10 protein-coding genes are annotated in these 16,743 nt (G+C 45.5%); 7 read left to right on the top strand and 3 right to left on the bottom strand.

The window, feature by feature from the left end:
• Window positions 1-4: 4 nt before the first annotated feature.
• Complete coding sequence (locus R7E42_RS09670; RefSeq protein WP_318070918.1) at window positions 5-1,375, top strand: L-serine ammonia-lyase; 1,371 nt, start codon at window positions 5-7, stop codon at window positions 1,373-1,375.
• Window positions 1,376-1,453: 78 nt separating this feature from the next.
• Here R7E42_RS09670 and glgX read toward each other — a convergent pair whose 3' ends face one another.
• Window positions 1,454-3,445, bottom strand: coding sequence for a glycogen debranching protein GlgX (gene glgX / locus R7E42_RS09665; protein ID WP_318072613.1), 1,992 nt, complete (start codon window positions 3,443-3,445; stop codon window positions 1,454-1,456).
• A gap of 446 nt (window positions 3,446-3,891) precedes the next feature.
• Here glgX and R7E42_RS09660 point away from each other — a divergent pair, with 446 nt between their 5' ends.
• From R7E42_RS09660 to R7E42_RS09640, 5 genes are all read left to right on the top strand, one after another.
• Complete coding sequence (locus R7E42_RS09660) at window positions 3,892-5,163, top strand: maltoporin (protein WP_005374784.1); 1,272 nt, start codon at window positions 3,892-3,894, stop codon at window positions 5,161-5,163.
• A 100-nt stretch (window positions 5,164-5,263) separates the two neighbouring features.
• Window positions 5,264-6,073, top strand: coding sequence for a MalM family protein (locus R7E42_RS09655; RefSeq protein ID WP_005374786.1), 810 nt, complete (start codon window positions 5,264-5,266; stop codon window positions 6,071-6,073).
• A gap of 316 nt (window positions 6,074-6,389) precedes the next feature.
• The gene (locus R7E42_RS09650; protein WP_017634473.1) at window positions 6,390-6,896 is read left to right on the top strand and encodes a hypothetical protein; all 507 of its coding nucleotides are present in this window, start codon (window positions 6,390-6,392) and stop codon (window positions 6,894-6,896) included.
• Window positions 6,897-7,016: 120 nt separating this feature from the next.
• Window positions 7,017-8,630, top strand: a complete 1,614-nt coding sequence (locus R7E42_RS09645) for an alpha-amylase family glycosyl hydrolase (RefSeq protein ID WP_017634472.1) — start codon at window positions 7,017-7,019, stop codon at window positions 8,628-8,630.
• 331 nt (window positions 8,631-8,961) lie between these two features.
• Entirely contained in the window at window positions 8,962-10,578 is a 1,617-nt protein-coding gene (locus R7E42_RS09640; RefSeq protein WP_064354973.1) for an endonuclease, read from the top strand.
• 99 nt (window positions 10,579-10,677) lie between these two features.
• On the opposite strand, the gene pulA is transcribed toward R7E42_RS09640, so the two are convergent.
• Entirely contained in the window at window positions 10,678-14,667 is a 3,990-nt protein-coding gene (pulA, locus tag R7E42_RS09635) for a pullulanase-type alpha-1,6-glucosidase (RefSeq protein ID WP_318072612.1), read from the bottom strand.
• A gap of 546 nt (window positions 14,668-15,213) precedes the next feature.
• Here pulA and R7E42_RS09630 point away from each other — a divergent pair.
• Window positions 15,214-16,410 (top strand): hypothetical protein, encoded by a 1,197-nt coding sequence (locus R7E42_RS09630; protein WP_318072611.1) that lies wholly within the window; start codon window positions 15,214-15,216, stop codon window positions 16,408-16,410.
• Between the two features lie 146 nt (window positions 16,411-16,556).
• Here R7E42_RS09630 and R7E42_RS09625 read toward each other — a convergent pair.
• A partial coding sequence (locus R7E42_RS09625; protein ID WP_318072610.1) for a hypothetical protein occupies window positions 16,557-16,743 on the bottom strand: 187 nt, incomplete at its 5' end.

Here is a 16,743-nt window from a genome sequence, read left to right as displayed (position 1 = left end):
GTTTATGCTGTCCATCTTTGATATTTACAAGATTGGTGTGGGCCCTTCTAGCTCTCACACCAATGGTCCAATGATCGCGGGTTACCACTTCACTCGTTTGATTGAATCGAACTTGGCAAAAGTGGTTCGTATTCAAGTCGATTTATATGGCTCACTCTCGTTAACGGGGATTGGTCACCATACAGACCGTGCAACGATTTTGGGTCTGTTGGGTAACAAACCAGATACCATCAAAATCGCTTCTGCGAACAAAGCGATGCGCAAGGCGATTGAAGAGGGCATGATGTCTGTCGATGGCCGTCATGAAATCGAATTCAACTACAAAACGGACATGTTGTTCCATGAAGAGAACCTTCCTCTGCATGAGAATGGCATGACGATTACTGCCTTAGATACGCACGGCAATCAGGTTGGGTTTGAAACTTACTACTCTATCGGTGGTGGTTTCATCGCAACGGCGGATGAACTGCAAAATGGCAGTGCGACTGCTCCCGTAGAAGTTGAGTTTCCATTCTCCAGTGCAGACGAAATGTTGGCACAGGCAGAGAAGAATGGCATGAGCCTTGGCGGCATGATTCTGAAAAACGAACAAGCGTTTCAGGATATGGAAGCCATCAATCAACGTGCCGAACAGATCTGGCGTGTGATGACGCGTTGCATGGAGCGCGGTTTCGAGACAGAAGGTATCTTGGATGGCGGCTTGAATGTGACCCGCCGTGCGCCTAACTTGCTGAAGAAGCTTGAAGCAAATGCAGCAATTGAACACGATCCAATGGAAATCATGGATTGGATTAACCTGTTTGCTTTTGCTGTGAGTGAAGAAAACGCGGCTGGTGGACAAGTCGTAACGTCGCCAACCAATGGTGCGGCGGGTGTGATTCCAGCGGTATTGATGTACTACCATCGCTTCATCAAAGAGCTCGATACTAAACAGCTTAAAGACTTCCTTGCTGTATCCGGTGCGATTGGCATTTTGTACAAAACTAATGCGTCTATCTCGGGTGCCGAAGTGGGTTGTCAGGGCGAAGTTGGCGTGTCTTCTTCCATGGCGGCAGCTGGCTTGACGGCGCTGCGTGGTGGTAGCAATGAGCAAATTTGTATTGCGGCCGAGATTGCCATGGAGCACTCACTAGGCATGACTTGTGACCCAATTGGGGGCTTAGTGCAAGTTCCGTGTATTGAGCGTAATGCAATGGGCGCAATGAAAGCGATCAATGCTTCTCGCATGGCATTAAAGCGTAATAGTAAATGTTTGATCTCGTTGGATAAAGTGATTGAAACCATGTACCAAACGGGCAAAGACATGAACAAGAAATACCGCGAAACGTCACTGGGTGGGTTAGCTTTGATTCACCTAGCGCCACCTTGCGAATAATGAGTTAGGCAAATCTAACCAACAAAAAAGCCGAAGCACTGAGATGCATCGGCTTTTCTTTTTTGGAACGTTTATAACTTAGCTATGCGTTTGCTCACCTTTTGGTGTGCTTTGGTTTGGTTGATAGTGCAAAATCACCATCGAGGTGGGTGACAGCAAGACTTCGCCTTCAGCATGTCCTGGGTTGAGGTTACGTACGTTTGTATCACAGATCGTCACCCATTCTTGCTTTCGCTCATTGGGGAGCTTAAAGCGCGCTGTGGCGTTAGTTTGGTTGATGAGGTAAACCAGCTCTTGTCCTTCTTTACCGATACCAAGGTGAAGTGCGACAGAGCTTAAACGGTTCCAATCATCGTGCTCCATTAAGCGACCGTCTGTACGGCGCCAGAAAATACGGTTGTTATTGCGATTCTCGCCACTGAAAGCTCGGATAAATGGCACCATGTATTGATTTCGGTTGGCGACCATTTGTGACATCCATGCTTTGAAATGTTGCTTACGTTCTGTCTCTTCCCAGTTCAGCCAACTGGTTTCGTTATCTTGGCAATAGGCATTATTGTTACCGCCTTGGGTGTGAGACAGCACGTCAGCAGTGAGGATGTGTGGGATTCCAAAAGCAAACAGCAAGCTAGCAATAAGATTGCGTTTTTGCTTCTCACGCGTGGCGATGATCATCAGATTTTCTGTCTCGCCTTCGACACCGTAGTTTTCTGAACGATTGTCACCGTGACCGTCGCGATTTTCTTCGCCATTAGCTTCATTGTGTTTGTGCTTGTAAGACACTAAATCTTGCAGTGTGAAGCCATCGTGATACGTGATGTAATTTACGGTGAGTTTGTATGGCCAGTTCGCTGCACTGTAAATGTCACGAGAGCCCATTAATCGAGTGGCAAACTCTTTTAAATAGCCTTGATCACCGCGCCAAAAACTGCGGGAAATATCACGCAGTTTGTCATTACATTCGTTCCAACCAAATGGAAAGTTACCCACTTGGTAGCCATTTGGACCAATATCCCAAGGTTCGGCAATCAATTTGGTTTCACGCAAAATTGGGTCTTGCGCAACGGCTTTAAAGAAAGCTGCTTCTGGGTTGTAATCATCGCCCTGTCGACCTAACGTTGCAGCCAAGTCAAAACGGAAGCCATCGACTTTAAATTCGCTAACCCAGTAGCGCAATGTATCCATCACAAGGTTTAAGGCTGGTTGGTAGGTGAGATCCACTGTATTTCCGCAGCCAGTGTAATTGGCGAAGTGGTTGCCATGTTTGATGTAAAAACAGGAGTCGAGGGCTTTCAGGTTGAAAATTGTAGGCCCTTCACCACCTTCAGCAGTGTGGTTGTAAACCACGTCGAGAATCACTTCGATGCCGTTTTTATGCAATTCGCGAATTGTTGTTTTTAATTCCGTAACGGCGTCTTGTTCTGCGTAGCGCGGATCGGGCACCATAAAGAGATAAGGGTTGTATCCCCAATAATTGACCTTTTCCATCTCTAGTAGGTGAGGCTCATGCATGCATGCTGCGACAGGTAGCAATTGCAGCGTGTTGATGTTTTGCTGTTTGTAAAAGGCCAGCATTTCAGGTGATGCAAGACCTAAATAGCGCCCCTTCAGCTTGTCCTCAACCTCAGGGTGGCGTTGGGTAAGCCCTTTGACGTGCGTCTCAAACAACACCATCTCTTCTCTGGGTATACGCGGGTGATCCGTGTTTTGCCAGTCAAAATCATCTTCGATAACGACGCACTTCGGCATATCGAAACTTTTGGCTGGAGAGTACGGAGGGTGATAGTGGAGGGCTTTATCTATTGATTTTGCGTACGGATCAGAAATTAACAGTGGCTCTTCCTTGTGGGAGACAAGGTAACCGTATTTTTGCCCCGGCTTAATATCTGGAATAAAAGTATGACGTATGCCAGCGTATTCATTCGGTAAACCGTGAAGCTCGTAGCTGCCATCGTCTGCAAACAATGCCAGTTGAATGTCTTTTGAGCCTGGAGCATGAATAGAGAAGTTACAGCCTTCTTTATTCAATGTTGCGCCCAGGGGGTAGGGGCGAGAGAGAAGTCGTGTCATCGGAGATACTTTATTTAATATTTATTGCTACCTTTAGGAAACTATAAGTTAAAAACTTTGTCTTACTAAGGTCAACCACCCTAAATATAAAAATATTCGTGTAATTTAATTACTTTATGTGACGGCTTAGAGTCAAAAATATGAAATGGCTATCACTTTGTAGCGGCTCAAAACCGAACAAACTTACTAATTCCTCCCTAGATTGGTGATCTGACTCGAAAAAACACCATTCGGTAAATTTTCTACTCCCTTCTCATCCCCCTTAAATTAGTTTAGGGCGGAGGAAGTCATCCTTGTACGCCTCGGGTAATCTCACAACTGTTGAAACAAACGGGGATTCGTTCCCATCTTACCTCTCTTTCTTTAGGTGTGTTTTTACTGCCTATATTCACCTAAAAGAGTGAGCAGGGAAGACAGAATTATAAATACCCTTAATGGAGTTAAGAATGAAAAAAGTAAGTGCAATTGCTGCTGCTGTAGCTGCAACTTTAGCTGCTGGTTCTGCATTCGCAGTGGATTTCCACGGTTACATGCGTGCTGGCGTTGGCGTGAACGCTGACGGTGGTCAACAATTAACATTCGAAAAGAACAAGATCGGTCGTCTAGGTAATGAAAGCGATATCTACGGCGAGATTCAACTAGGTAAAGAAGTTTACAACAACAACGGCAAAACGTTCTACGTAGACTCTATGGTTGCAATGACTTCTAACGGTTCAAACGACTGGGAAAGCACTTCTGCTAACTGTGGTTTGGATAACGGCGAAGTGAAATGTGTAGACGATGCACAATTCGCACTACGTCAGTTCAACGTTCAAGCTAAAGGCCTACTAAACTTTGCTCCTGAAGCAACGCTTTGGGCAGGTAAACGCTACTACCAACGTCACGACATTCATATCTCTGACTTCTACTACTGGAACATCTCTGGCGCGGGCGCTGGTGTTGAAGGTATCGAAGCTGGTCCTGGTAAAGTTTCTTTCGCTTGGGTTCGTAACGACCGCGGCGATATCGCAGACCCAGGCAACGATGGCGGCGCAACAAACGTAAACACTCTAGACGTACGTTACGCAGGTCTTCCTCTATGGGACAACGGCTCTCTAGAAATGGGCTTGAACTACGCAATTCTTAACGAAACTGACGCTGCGCCAAACGGCACTAAAGATGCGAAAAACGGCGTAATGTTCACAGCAGAATTGACTCAAGGTCTAGACGCTGGTTTCAACAAAACAGTGCTTCAGTACGGTACTGAAGGTTACTCAAAAACAATGGCATTCTACGGCGACGGTAGCTGGTACGGCGCAGAAGCTGACAACGGTGCATCTGGTTACCGCCTAATCAACTGGGGTGTAATCGGCATGGGCGACAGCTGGGAAATGGGTCACCAGTTAGTGTACGGTGTTGGTGAAGACATGTGGGCTGGCCAAGACAAGTGGGAAACAATGTCTGTTGTTGTTCGTCCAATGTACAAATGGGATGACAACCACAAAACTATCTTCGAAGCTGGTTACGCTATCGACGATAACGACGGCGAAGAAAACAAATACGGTAAGCTAACTGTTGCTCAAGCATGGTCTGCTGGCTCTAGCTTCTGGGCTCGTCCTGAAATCCGTGTTTACGCTTCTTACCTAACGGCTGACAAAGAAGACAACTCAAACACATTTGACAACGGTCGTTCAGACGATACGTTCCAGTTCGGTGTACAAGCTGAAGCTTGGTGGTAATCATCTAACCACTAAGTCCTAAATTGTCCTAGAATGATACAGCCAGAACTTATCTGGCTGTATTTATTTAAAAAACAATAAAGAGTCGAGGTAGACAGTAATGAAAAAATGGCTTGCTCCCGTACTGCTGGGCATGTTGGCTACTGGTTGTGCGTCTGTAGAACAAGTAGAGATGAGTCCAAAAGGTCAGCAACAAGTGATCACGCAATCGGGTGATATTCAATGGGTACCGCTTAACGTGCCTGTGGTTACTGAATTCGCTTTGACTGATAAAAGCCAAATGTTGTTGGATGGTAACAGTGCTGGCGCTATTGCAGCGTTTGCTCTTCCAGGTAACCGTGGCAGTCTCGATATCAAATTAGAGACATTCGTAAGTAAAGAACTTCAATTTTATGCTCCTAATGTCGCAGTGATGAACTCGGCAGGAGAAACCATTTACCAAGCAGATTTTTCAAAGTTTAAGTACGAACCAGCAAAACTGTTGGACAACGATAAATTCGTACTTGATCTCAATGTGATTCCAGACATGACAGGTAACGATCTGCATGTGTTGGTTTACACGACTTCCGCCGATCTAAAAGGAAGTACACAAGTTTTACACCCTGCAAAAGCCTTCGCCATGGCGCGCCACACTCAGCCGCCAGATATTGCAGACCCTCTAGCGAAACATAGCCCACTCGGTCAGTTCCGCTTTTCGGTATCCGCGAATGATATTGTGAATACTAAGATTGTTGCGAAAAACGACAACATTCCCCAAGGTACGGACCTTACTAGCTACTACTACAGCTCAATTGAAGCAGCAGTCGCAGCGAATGATATTCCGAAAGCGCTCACTTTGCTTGATGAAGCAAAAGAGCTGGGTATCGAAGGTGCACAACAAGTGTTTGTGAAAGCCGTAAATAGAAAATAATCAGATAAAAAAGGTCAGCGAAATGCTGACCTTTTTCATAGAAAATAAACCAATAAAAATACCCCTACATAGAGTTACCTTATTCACATAATTATTTTTATTACTTTGTTTTTTATATAGGTTGGATCAATAATTAATGGCAGTTCCTAACTTATTTTTTGTACTTAGGAAATAAACAAACTTCTCGAAGTGATTTAAATTCGCAATCTGACGATATTTATTTGGCGTTTGATATTTCCATTTTAATAACGATTAATATTTCTTTTAACCGTTGAGTTTATTTTGCTTTGGATATACTAAAAAGGAATTACGTGAAATGAACATGATGAAGACCTCTCTTGCTGCTGCCCTACTTGTTGCCTTAGTAGGTTGTCAATCGACGGCAGAACCTGAAGCGGCCACAGAGCCAGTTGTTAATATGTCTCAAGACGAAGTGGTTGCTTTCATGAAAGCGTGTGACAACCCAGACAGCACGGCGAAAGGACCTATTTCTAAACCACTATTTGTGGTGGGTACTTTTGCGGATTCCGATTGGAAACACGTGCCTCAGCGTCAATACACCTACAAAGGGAATAATTTCTACCAAGCCGTGGTTCAAGAAAAAGTAGGCTCCTACAAAATGCAGTATGCGACCGAATTATGGTTCCCACAATTTACCGCAAAAGGTAATCGAATGAACGTTGGTGAATTAACACCATTAACATTTGGTGGTTACGGTACGGATACTTCGGTTGATATTAAAGAAGATGGTAAATATGTATGGAGTCTTCAGTTTGAAGGAAAAGGCAAACCTGTTCATGTCATGGTAAATAAGTGCCAATAATATTCCATTCAATTATTTAAAATCTATTTTTATTTATTAACCCCTGCATGAAACACATGTCGGGGTTAATTTTATTACTCAAATTTCCGTAGTTTATTTGAGTAAGTTAGGGAGAATAAAATGCGTAATATCCTACGTAACCATCGCCTGTCTCGATCGTTGCTTGCGTTAAGTGTGATTGGTGCTTTATCTGCGTGTAATTCTTCTGGTGGTGGCGACACTAATAGTAGCACTCCGCTACCGGATACCAGTTATGCTTGCCAAGCCAATGTCATGGCGCAAAGTAACCAACTTCGTACTTATCAAATCATGGTAGAGAGTTTTGTAGATGGTGATGCGAGCATTGGTCACGGTACAGGTTATGGCACCAGCCATCATAACGGCGATTTGCAAGGAGTGATTGATTCACTCGATTACATCCAAGATTTAGGGATGAACGCGATTTGGTTGACGCCAGTTTTTGAATCGGAAGCGATAGCGGGCCAAGAACACTGGGCCGATCGTCTGGATGCCACGGGCTACTTTGCTACGGATTACTTCACCATTGATCCACGTTTTGGTGATTTAGAAACGGCGAGAACCTTGGTCGATGAAGCACACAAACGCGGTTTGTACGTGTTTTTTGATGGCGTATTTGGCCACCATAAGAATGGTTTGATCAAACCATCTCCCTCCGGTTTGTTGCCATCGGGATCGAGCAACCCCGTTGATTACCCAGCCAGTCTCGATTTCTACAAAGAAGTGGCAACGTATTGGATCAAAGAACTGAAGATTGACGGCTGGCGTTTAGATCAAGCCTATCAAGTTCCGACAGACGCTTGGACACAACTTCGTAAAGCCGTCGATGAAGCCTCACAAAGTGTGACGTACACCAATAGCAAAGGCGAACAAGTGAATCCGTTGGGTTACATGGTGGCAGAGATTTGGAAAGGGGAGTCTGAAATCGCGAATGAGGCGTATGGATCGAACAGCGATCCAGCATTGTGCTCTGCATTTGATTTTCCTATGCGATATAGCATCGTTGAAACTTTGGCCGTGAATGAGAGTGGCGTGGGTGGTCGCGGTGCGGATTGGTTAGACAACGGCTACAGCACACACAACCAATATCCAACACATGCGCAGCCGAATTTGATGATCGGCAACCATGATTTAGTGCGCTTTGGTGACTTGTTACAGCGCGGAAATTTAGCGGATGTGAATGATGTAGAATATTGGTTACGCCATAAAGCTGCATTTGCTTTCCAAGCGGCGTACACCGGGCCAATCACGTTGTACTACGGTGATGAAATCGGGGATCAAGTGGATGGTTTTGCCGCAAAAGAAGACAACAGCACCTGTGCCATTCAAGGTTTGTGCGATGATCACGTTGCGCGCAGCAGTGCGAAAATTGAAGGCGTGACGGCGACGCTTGATGCAAACCAAGCCGATCTCAAATCTTATGTGACATCGCTGATGACAATGCGCGATGCGCATCCTGCACTTTATCAAGGGTCACGCACGAATTTAGTTGCGAGTAACGGCAGTTATGTGGACTTGAAACAATCTGGTTCGGACAAAGTCTTGTTTGCGCTAAATACCTTAGAGAGCGCTAGAAGCGTCACTCTTACTCAGGAGAGTGTTGGTACTGGTGAGTTGGTGGATTTGCTCACGAATGAAAAAATTACTCCGAGTAATGGTCAATATCAGATTCTGATGTCGCCACTACAAGGACGATTCTTTGCGGTAAAACCTTAAGGAATTATCCAGAATTGATGCTCACCAGTTGAGCTGACCACAAGCTTTCTTATAAACAAGCCAAGTGTTGTTGCTGACCCCCATAGGCGCACACTTGGCTTTTTTCTGTCTGTTTTACTTTTCCCTTAATGGTTTTACGACGATGTAGCCAACAAGTTGCTTCGCTTTTTGTATTGGCGTTTGTTTTCAGCAGATGGATATTTGTGAGATAAGCTGCACATTAAAAAGTAAATTAACACTTGTGCAACGTAAAAATGTGACTGAAGGATTATTTATGCCCCACTAATATGTTTATCGTGTCTGGGATTTATATAACTAATGGAAAAGTATAATGAAATCCATAACGAACTCCCTCTGTCTCCTTGCTGCTGTTAGCTCTCCGTTTGCATATAGCCAAATTATCAACGGTGACTTTGAACAGTGGAATGGCAATGTACCTACGCAGTGGTCAGAGATTGACGCGGGCATTACAGTGTCGCCAAGCAGCGAGCAAATCAAATCGGGTGGTCTGGCTGCCCAGGTCGTCGTGAATACAGGTACCCAAAGCAACACCGACTTTTTGCAAACCATTAATGTGGAGCAAGGGAAAACCTATCCGTTTTCTGTCTCGGTTTATCATACCGAAGGAAATGTAAAAGCACGTCTGGTGGTTGATGGTTATCACAATTACTCGAACCCACAACAGATAAACCAGTGGCAAGAGCTCGCGCACAACTACACAGCGAGCTCGAACAAGACCATCAACGTCGGTTTGCGTTTTTACGATGAAGCCAGTTTTGATGGCTCAGAAGTTGTCTACGTCGATAATTTTCAACCGACTGAGACGAGTACACAACCTCCTGTAGAAAGTTGTAGTGATCACCAAGTGGTCTTGACTCTCACAACCGATAACTATGGTTCAGAAACCAGCTGGACGTTAAAAAACAACCAAGCCGAAGTACTGTTTTCTGGTCAGGGATATGAGTCAGCAACCACCATTGAAAAGAGCATGTGCTTAGCTGACGGTAATTACCAATTCACGATTCAAGACGAGTATGGTGACGGCATTTGTTGTGGCAGTGGCGCGGGGTCGTACATTCTGACTGAGGGAGATAAGACTCTTGCTTCTGGCGCTGAATTCTCGAAAAGTGAAACCACCGATTTTAACTTAGGTGACACAACGACGACCCCACCAGTGGTTGATGGTTACTATCAAGCGGCATCTGGTAAGACGGGATACGCTCTAAAAACAGCGTTGTTTAACATTATCAATAATCACTCCAGCCGAGGCTATTCTGCGGTCTGGACCTTGGTAAAAGATGCCGATATTGATCGTTATTATGAAAATGATGGCTCTATTCTCGATATGTACTCTGAAAAGCCATCTGCTAGCGATACAGTAAGCTTTACCAAAGTCACAGACCAATGTGGCCAATACAAAACGGAAGGGGATTGCTACAACCGTGAGCACTCTTTTCCGAAAAGCTGGTTTGGCGGTAAGGTTGAGCCGATGAACTCAGACGGTCATCACTTGTTTGCAACTGATGGTTATGTAAACGCGAAGCGCAGTAATTGGCCATTTGGTGAAGTGGGCACCGCGACCTACGTGTCTAGTAATGGCTCTAAACTTGGCCAAGCAAGCACTAGTCTGGGCTACTCCGGTACGGTGTTTGAGCCGATCGATGAGTTTAAAGGCGATTTTGCTCGTGCCTATTTCTACATGGCAACCCGCTATGAAAATATTGTAGGTAACTGGGAAGGCAATTCAAGCAATGCGGATGCTGTCCTTGATGGTTCAAGTTCAACGGTTTTTGAACCTTGGATGTTAAACATGCTGAAACGTTGGCACAAAAATGATCCTGTTAGTGAAAAAGAACGAAACCGCAATCAACAAGTGTTTGATTTTCAGGGCAATCGTAATCCATTCATTGATCATCCTGAGTTTGTTGAACAGATTTGGGGAAACTAACACCTTTTTGATTTTGGTATCCACCATTTAGTGACGCCAACAAAACAAAGGGGAAGCGTGATGCTTCCCCTTTTTCATTACGGATGTTTTTAAATGAAACTAGTTTTTCGTTACCGTCACGATTGGCGCCGACTTGTCAGCCGCATTGAAGTGGAAGTTGTAGTTTCCTGCTTCTGCAATCGCAATTTTTAGGTTTGCGCTACCGCCACCGGCTTCCATCGTCAGCGCTTTACCAAGCTCAACACTGCCTTCACCACCGAAGTTGGTGTCTTCTGCCCAGTCTGCGCTCGCAACTTTCATCTCGTAGTTGCCCGCCGCTAGGGTAATGTCTAGCGAATAAACGTCATTTGCAACATAGCTGAACTTCGCTGTTGAGTCTTGTGCTGGAGCATCCCATGTAGTGATAGTGCCACGTAAGTAAAGTGCTGTTTCACCGAATGTTGGTGCATCTGCTGACTTGGTCACTGACACGACCGGTTTTTCTACGCTTTCATCTTGAACATGCAGCGCGTTCAGAGTGAAGTTGTACTTACCTGTTTCAGCAACAGACAGCTTACAGTTACCTTCTGAACCTAAGTCTAGTGAACCAGAAGCTATATTCGCAGCATCACAACCGATGTTTGGATTTGCCCAACCAGAGTCCGCGAATTTGAACTCGTGTTCACCAGCTTCAAGAACGCCAGTTACAGAGTACATACCGTTGCCAATAAAGGTCATCGCCCAATCACTGCTATCAGACCACTCGTTCATCGTGCCTTTCACGTAAACAACGGTTTCGCCGTAAGGAGGAATACTCGATACGTCTTTGTTATCCGTGTTTACTGGCAGGCCAGCACCTTGCGCGCTGTTTTGTGGCTGCACGAATACCGCTGTTGTCAGTGCTGGTACTGTGAACGTTTCATTGGTGAAGCTTGCACCTTTCACGATGTCATCCGCAGAGTTTTGTTGAACTTCATGTAACTCGAAACCAGTTGCGCCGGCAACTTTGAAAGATTTCTCAGTTGATGTTGAGTTCACAACCGCCACGATAGCATCGTAGTTCGAATCTAAATCGGCACCTGCTGATGTACCATCGTCGATAGACATCACAATCAAGCCTTCCATTTGGTCTTTCCCTACGTTGCGGAAGTCAACACGGTTCATCACTTCTTGCGCGGTATCTAGGCGGAACAGTTCGCTTGTGCTACGGATTTTTAGTAGCTCTAGGAATTGTTGCTTAGTCAGCTCGATGTCGGTTGAATCTGGTTTCGCCGTGCTGTCACCAACGATGGTTTTGATCAGCTCCCAGTTTGCACCGTCTTTGTCTTCACGTGGTAGACCAACGTTCCAGTTATTGTCGCTTCCGTCGAAGAATACACGGTTGAACCAGTCACCAGAATCGTACGAGTCGCGCTGCATAGATTTAGAGCGCAATAGCTCAGAACCCATGTGGATGAATGGAATGCCTTGACCAAGCATCACCGTTGATAGGGACACAGACTGCATACGTGCACGCTCGGCAGATGAAGTGCCTGTCGCAATCTTGTAGGCGTTGTTATCCCACAATGTTTGGTTGTCGTGCTTAGACACGTAAGAGATGTTCTCTGATGGCACTTTTGTGTAGCCTGCAGGCGCACCATTGTAATCAACGTTCTTACCCAGCTTGGTTTCGCCTTTGTAATCAAGAAGGATGTAGTCAGCCAAGTTACCAGCCATACCTAGACGAACCAGATCTTGGTTGTGTAAACGACCATTCACCGATTCGGCGTCAGTTTTGGTTTCTTCGTTAGGATAAGCTGCGTTACCGAAGCCTTGGTTAAAGCGAAGTGGGTGCTTACCTTCAGAATCTACACCGCCATCAAACGGGCTTCCGCCACGAACTGCGTCACGCAGACGATCAGAGAAAGTACCGATTTCTGTCCCTGCCATGTTGACTTGTGTCGCCTGATCGAAGCGAGCGTTTTGCGCGACTTCACCAAAGTCCCAACCTTCGCCGTAGAACAAGGTATTCGGGTCAATTTCACGGACTTTTTCAAGTGCGTAAACCATCACATCTTTCGGCTGGTGGCCCATAAGGTCAAAACGGAAACCATCGACTTTATAGTCATCCGCCCATACCATCAATGAGTCAACCATCAGTTTACCCATCATCAAGTTCTCGGTTGCGGTGTTATCACAACAGGTTGAGTTTTCGACGCCGCCAGTGTTGACGTTTAGGCGGTGGTAGTACCCAGGGACAATCTTATCCAGTACTGATTTTTCGTTCACACCAGATGCATTTGTGTGGTTGTACACGACGTCCATGACCAGTTTCAGATCCATTTTATGCGTCGCTTGAACCATTTCGCGGAACTCAAGAATACGCTTAGACCCGTTAGGATCGGTCGCATAACTGCCTTCTGGCACGGTGTAGTGGTAAGGGTCGTAACCCCAGTTGAAGCTGTCTAGCATGCGAAGATCGTTCATCAACGCTTGTGCTTTGCCCGTTGTTGGGTCGTAGCTATTTAATACCTCTTCAATCACTTTGCCGTCATCTTCGGTCTCACAAATGGAGGCTTCTGGCTTGATGCCACAAAGTTTACCCACGGTGTCGGTGATATCGACTCGCTTGTCAGCGTCTTCATCCACGGTTGCAATATCAAATGCTGGCAGGATATGTAGCGTTGTTAGGCCAGCATCTTTTAGGGCTTGTAAGTGAGATACAGACTCACGCTCAGGTTCTGTAAGCGCCAGATATTTGCCATCAAGACTTGGTGTGCCTTTGCTGTCGTTAAAGCTGAAATCGCGAATGTGTGACTCGTAAAGGACGTGGTCTTCGTCTTTTTTAACCGTTGGGCGTGCGTAGTTTTTCCAATCTTGAGGCATTAAGCTTGGATCATCTAAATCAACCACTTGCGAGTATCGTGAGTTCTTAGACAAGCTCATTGAATATGGGTCTGTTACCAAACGCGTTTCAACGACGCCAGTTGTTGGGTGGTATACCTTAACTTGGTAGCGATAATATTTGTTGACAACGTTGCTTTGTGCCTCAGAAACCCAGATACCTGTTGCTGGGTCTTCCGTCATGGCAACGGTCGCTTCTTCTGCTAAGTTTTCATCGTAGATTATCAGAGCAACATCTTGGGCAGTTGGTGCCCATAGTTTGAAGGTTGCGGCACCGCCTTCCACAATCGCACCGAGTTCTTGACCGATCGCGTTACCTGCCTTGGAATCGGCAAACACTGCATCCAAAACGCCCGGTTTTTGCACTTCAGTTGCAGAAATGACGTCACCATTTGCGTTGTAAGCCACCATAACGATTTGTGACTTCAGGATCGTACGCAAGGTCGCGTCATCGACATCGATACCCGCAGCTTGAAGGCTAGCAAGGTGACGGAAGCGTGATTTCAGACCATCAGACAACTCACCAGCTTTTGTCAGCTCAACTGCTGTACCGCCAGAGATTTGCTTATCTTCATCCATTTTGATGTCATTGCTAAGGCTGTAGAACAGCTTCATGGAATCCGCACTGGTCGCCGCTTCCCATGCAATGGTGTTGGCGTCTAACCAATGGGCTTTTTGACCATCAATATCAACAGGGCGCTCTTCTATTGGCTCGTAGTAAAGTTCACTGCTGCCGTGGAAGCCAAACAAACCTTTCGATTCGCCGATTTTCGTCAACTCTACTTTTGAGTTTGCGCTGCCAAACGCTTTCTCATCACCTTTGTGCAGAATGAAGTTCATGCATTCGTGTGGGTCAGAGGCGTCAGGGTTTATTTTCAGTACGTAGTAAGCACCGTAGGTGTCGTTGATGCCATCGAATGGGTGTGGCGCAGACCAATCCGTTCCTGTTCCCGGAATGCCCATTGCGTCTAAATCTGTGCTGGTACAGCCCTCACCGTTCCATAGGTGCAAGCCCCAACCTTCGTAGTCGCTTGCTGTTGAAGCTGATGCTACGTCACGTTTGTAATAAATGACGACTTCGTTCTCTCCCGCAGGGTACAAGCCTGAGCCAGGGTTCGTCGTATCTTCGTTCGTGCTATCACTACCACAACCGCTGATTACCGCGACGGAAATCAAAGGCAGTACGGTTTTGGCAATTGTTGATAATTTAAATGTCTTATTGTCCACGTTTACAAATCCATTGTTATTGAATTGATATTGAGCTGCGCGCTGCCTTCGCTGACTCAATCATCAAGAAGGTTTTGCACACGCTAGAAAGGCAGATGCCAAAAAAGGAAATGTTCAATTAGATGCTAATACACTGAATCATCAGCAAAATGTGAGAGCAGGCTGTTAAGTTTTTTACAGGTGCAAATTTTCTGTCACAGTCGATTTTGTTCACAAATTAAATAATAAAACAGGCGCATAGTGAGAGATTCTGCACATCATTAAAATGTAAATTTTTATGGGATGAGTAAGGGGGGATGATAGGGGATGAGAATGTCTCAGCCCCAAAACCGTGATTAAGTTCTATAAAAATGAGGGCTATATTTTTCTTCTAAAAATAAGTTGCAGTGATGTTGAATAAAATACCGCCATTAAGTCTTCGCAAGCTTCAGATTTTCGCTAAGTGGTCGTTATATAATGAAGGTAGTCGGCGTTACGTCGGCGCGTAATCATAAGATTTCCCTGAAAGGGAGTTGAATTGGGCCCTGAAACCAAAAGAGGCTATTTATGAGTAGTATGGGCATTGCCATTGCGGCAACTGGCCTTTCACTCGTCCTGATATTTGTGTGGATGATCTCGTTGTCGATGCGGAAACAGAGACTCGAGGCAGAGAGGAAAGCTCGCGAAGCCGCTTATCGAAAGGCGATGCATAAAGCGCGAGAGCAAGAGCGTAAAGAGCGAGAGTTCAAAGCAGAAACCGGGCATATCCCCACCATTTTATTTCTAGCGAAAGAAGCCGAAAAGGACAACATTCGTCAAGCGCTGTATTGGTATGATAAAGCCGCTAAACTGGACAATGTGACGGGGATGTACGGCATTGTTCGCTTAAGTGAACGCATGCGCGAAGATGTGATTTTAAAAGAGCAGGCAAACTTCTGGCGTACCGCAATTGCGGGAATGGAAGGAGATACCGAAGCGAAATTTTCGACGGGCAAGGCCTTGGTCTTTGGCCGAGGAACTGAAAAAAATATCCCAAAAGGTAACCAACTGATTGAAACTGCCGCCGAAGAAGGCTGCATTGATGCCATGATTTATATGGGGGAATGGCAGCTTTCACCAGACAATTGTGCAGGACGCAGTGCAGATGCGCTTTACTGGTTTATGAAAGCGGCGGAAAAAGACAGTGCAGATGGCAAGATCCAAGTCGGCTTATGTTACCTAAATGGCATTGGTACAGAAAAAAGCATGGTTAAAGGTTGCTACTGGCTAGAACGGGCCGCGGAAGGTGGCAGTGCTAAAGCGATGTATCATGCTGGCGAAGCGTGGAAGGATAAAGGTAAAACGGGTAATGCAATTGCTTACGTTTGGCTGTTTCTTGCTGCCAATATGGGCTACCAACCTGCGCGTACGTTGCGTGATGAAGTGGCGACCAATATTGGTGTTGATGTTGTCGTTGGATTGCAGTCCATAGCGAAGCCGTTGCAAAGAAAGCTGGCCTCAGGAATGGTGAGAAAGCACTCTATTATTCGAGCCCTGAACAAAGTGTACAAACGCGAAGCGTATTTTCCTGCGGAAGAGGAGCTCAATGCGGTGTTGAATGATGAGAATAAAGACGCCTCCGAAGCTTGGGAGGATACATCAACACTAGATTTTCAGCCTAACATGACAACGGTAACAGCAGAAGACCAGGCAAGCACATTGCCCAACGAAAAAAAACTTTCTAAAGAGGCGCTCGATTTCACTCAAAACTTCCTTCAGCCATAACCTATCTTATCCAGAAGCCTCAAGATTGAGGCTTTTCTTTTGCTCTTTTGCCAGTATCTCTATCAGTCACGACAACAGAATGTAAACTTACTTAAGCAGTCATTTTACTGATGTGCATACTATTTATGCGATTTTTCAACATATTTTTAGTACTTAACTAAGATGGGATCTGTGTACCTTAAAAAAGAGGTTTTTCCCTCTTTATTTACTTCCGCTATTGGGCTTAGATCAAGCCTTTTCAATTGATAGTAATAATGTAACCGTTCACCAGTCCCCCATTGACAATCAAGTGTGACTCTCCGCACTTGATCCACTTTTTCTTCTTGAGTGATC

Origin of the sequence: Vibrio sp. Vb1337 (assembly GCF_033338715.1) — a bacterium.
Taxonomy (GTDB): Bacteria; Pseudomonadota; Gammaproteobacteria; order Enterobacterales; family Vibrionaceae; genus Vibrio; species Vibrio alginolyticus.
Note: the sequence above shows the minus strand (reverse complement) of the source record. Positions and strands in the feature narration are given on the sequence as shown.

Excerpts from the sequence above, each read along its gene's own strand:
- R7E42_RS09640 (WP_064354973.1), top strand. The coding sequence starts at position 8,962 with ATGAAATCCATAACGAACTCCCTCTGTCTCCTTGCTGCTGTTAGCTCT.
- R7E42_RS09650 (WP_017634473.1), top strand. The coding sequence starts at position 6,390 with ATGAACATGATGAAGACCTCTCTTGCTGCTGCCCTACTTGTTGCCTTA.
- glgX (WP_318072613.1), bottom strand. The coding sequence starts at position 3,445 with ATGACACGACTTCTCTCTCGCCCCTACCCCCTGGGCGCAACATTGAAT.
- R7E42_RS09670 (WP_318070918.1), top strand. The coding sequence starts at position 5 with ATGCTGTCCATCTTTGATATTTACAAGATTGGTGTGGGCCCTTCTAGC.
- R7E42_RS09645 (WP_017634472.1), top strand. The coding sequence starts at position 7,017 with ATGCGTAATATCCTACGTAACCATCGCCTGTCTCGATCGTTGCTTGCG.
- R7E42_RS09655 (WP_005374786.1), top strand. The coding sequence starts at position 5,264 with ATGAAAAAATGGCTTGCTCCCGTACTGCTGGGCATGTTGGCTACTGGT.
- R7E42_RS09630 (WP_318072611.1), top strand. The coding sequence starts at position 15,214 with ATGAGTAGTATGGGCATTGCCATTGCGGCAACTGGCCTTTCACTCGTC.
- R7E42_RS09660 (WP_005374784.1), top strand. The coding sequence starts at position 3,892 with ATGAAAAAAGTAAGTGCAATTGCTGCTGCTGTAGCTGCAACTTTAGCT.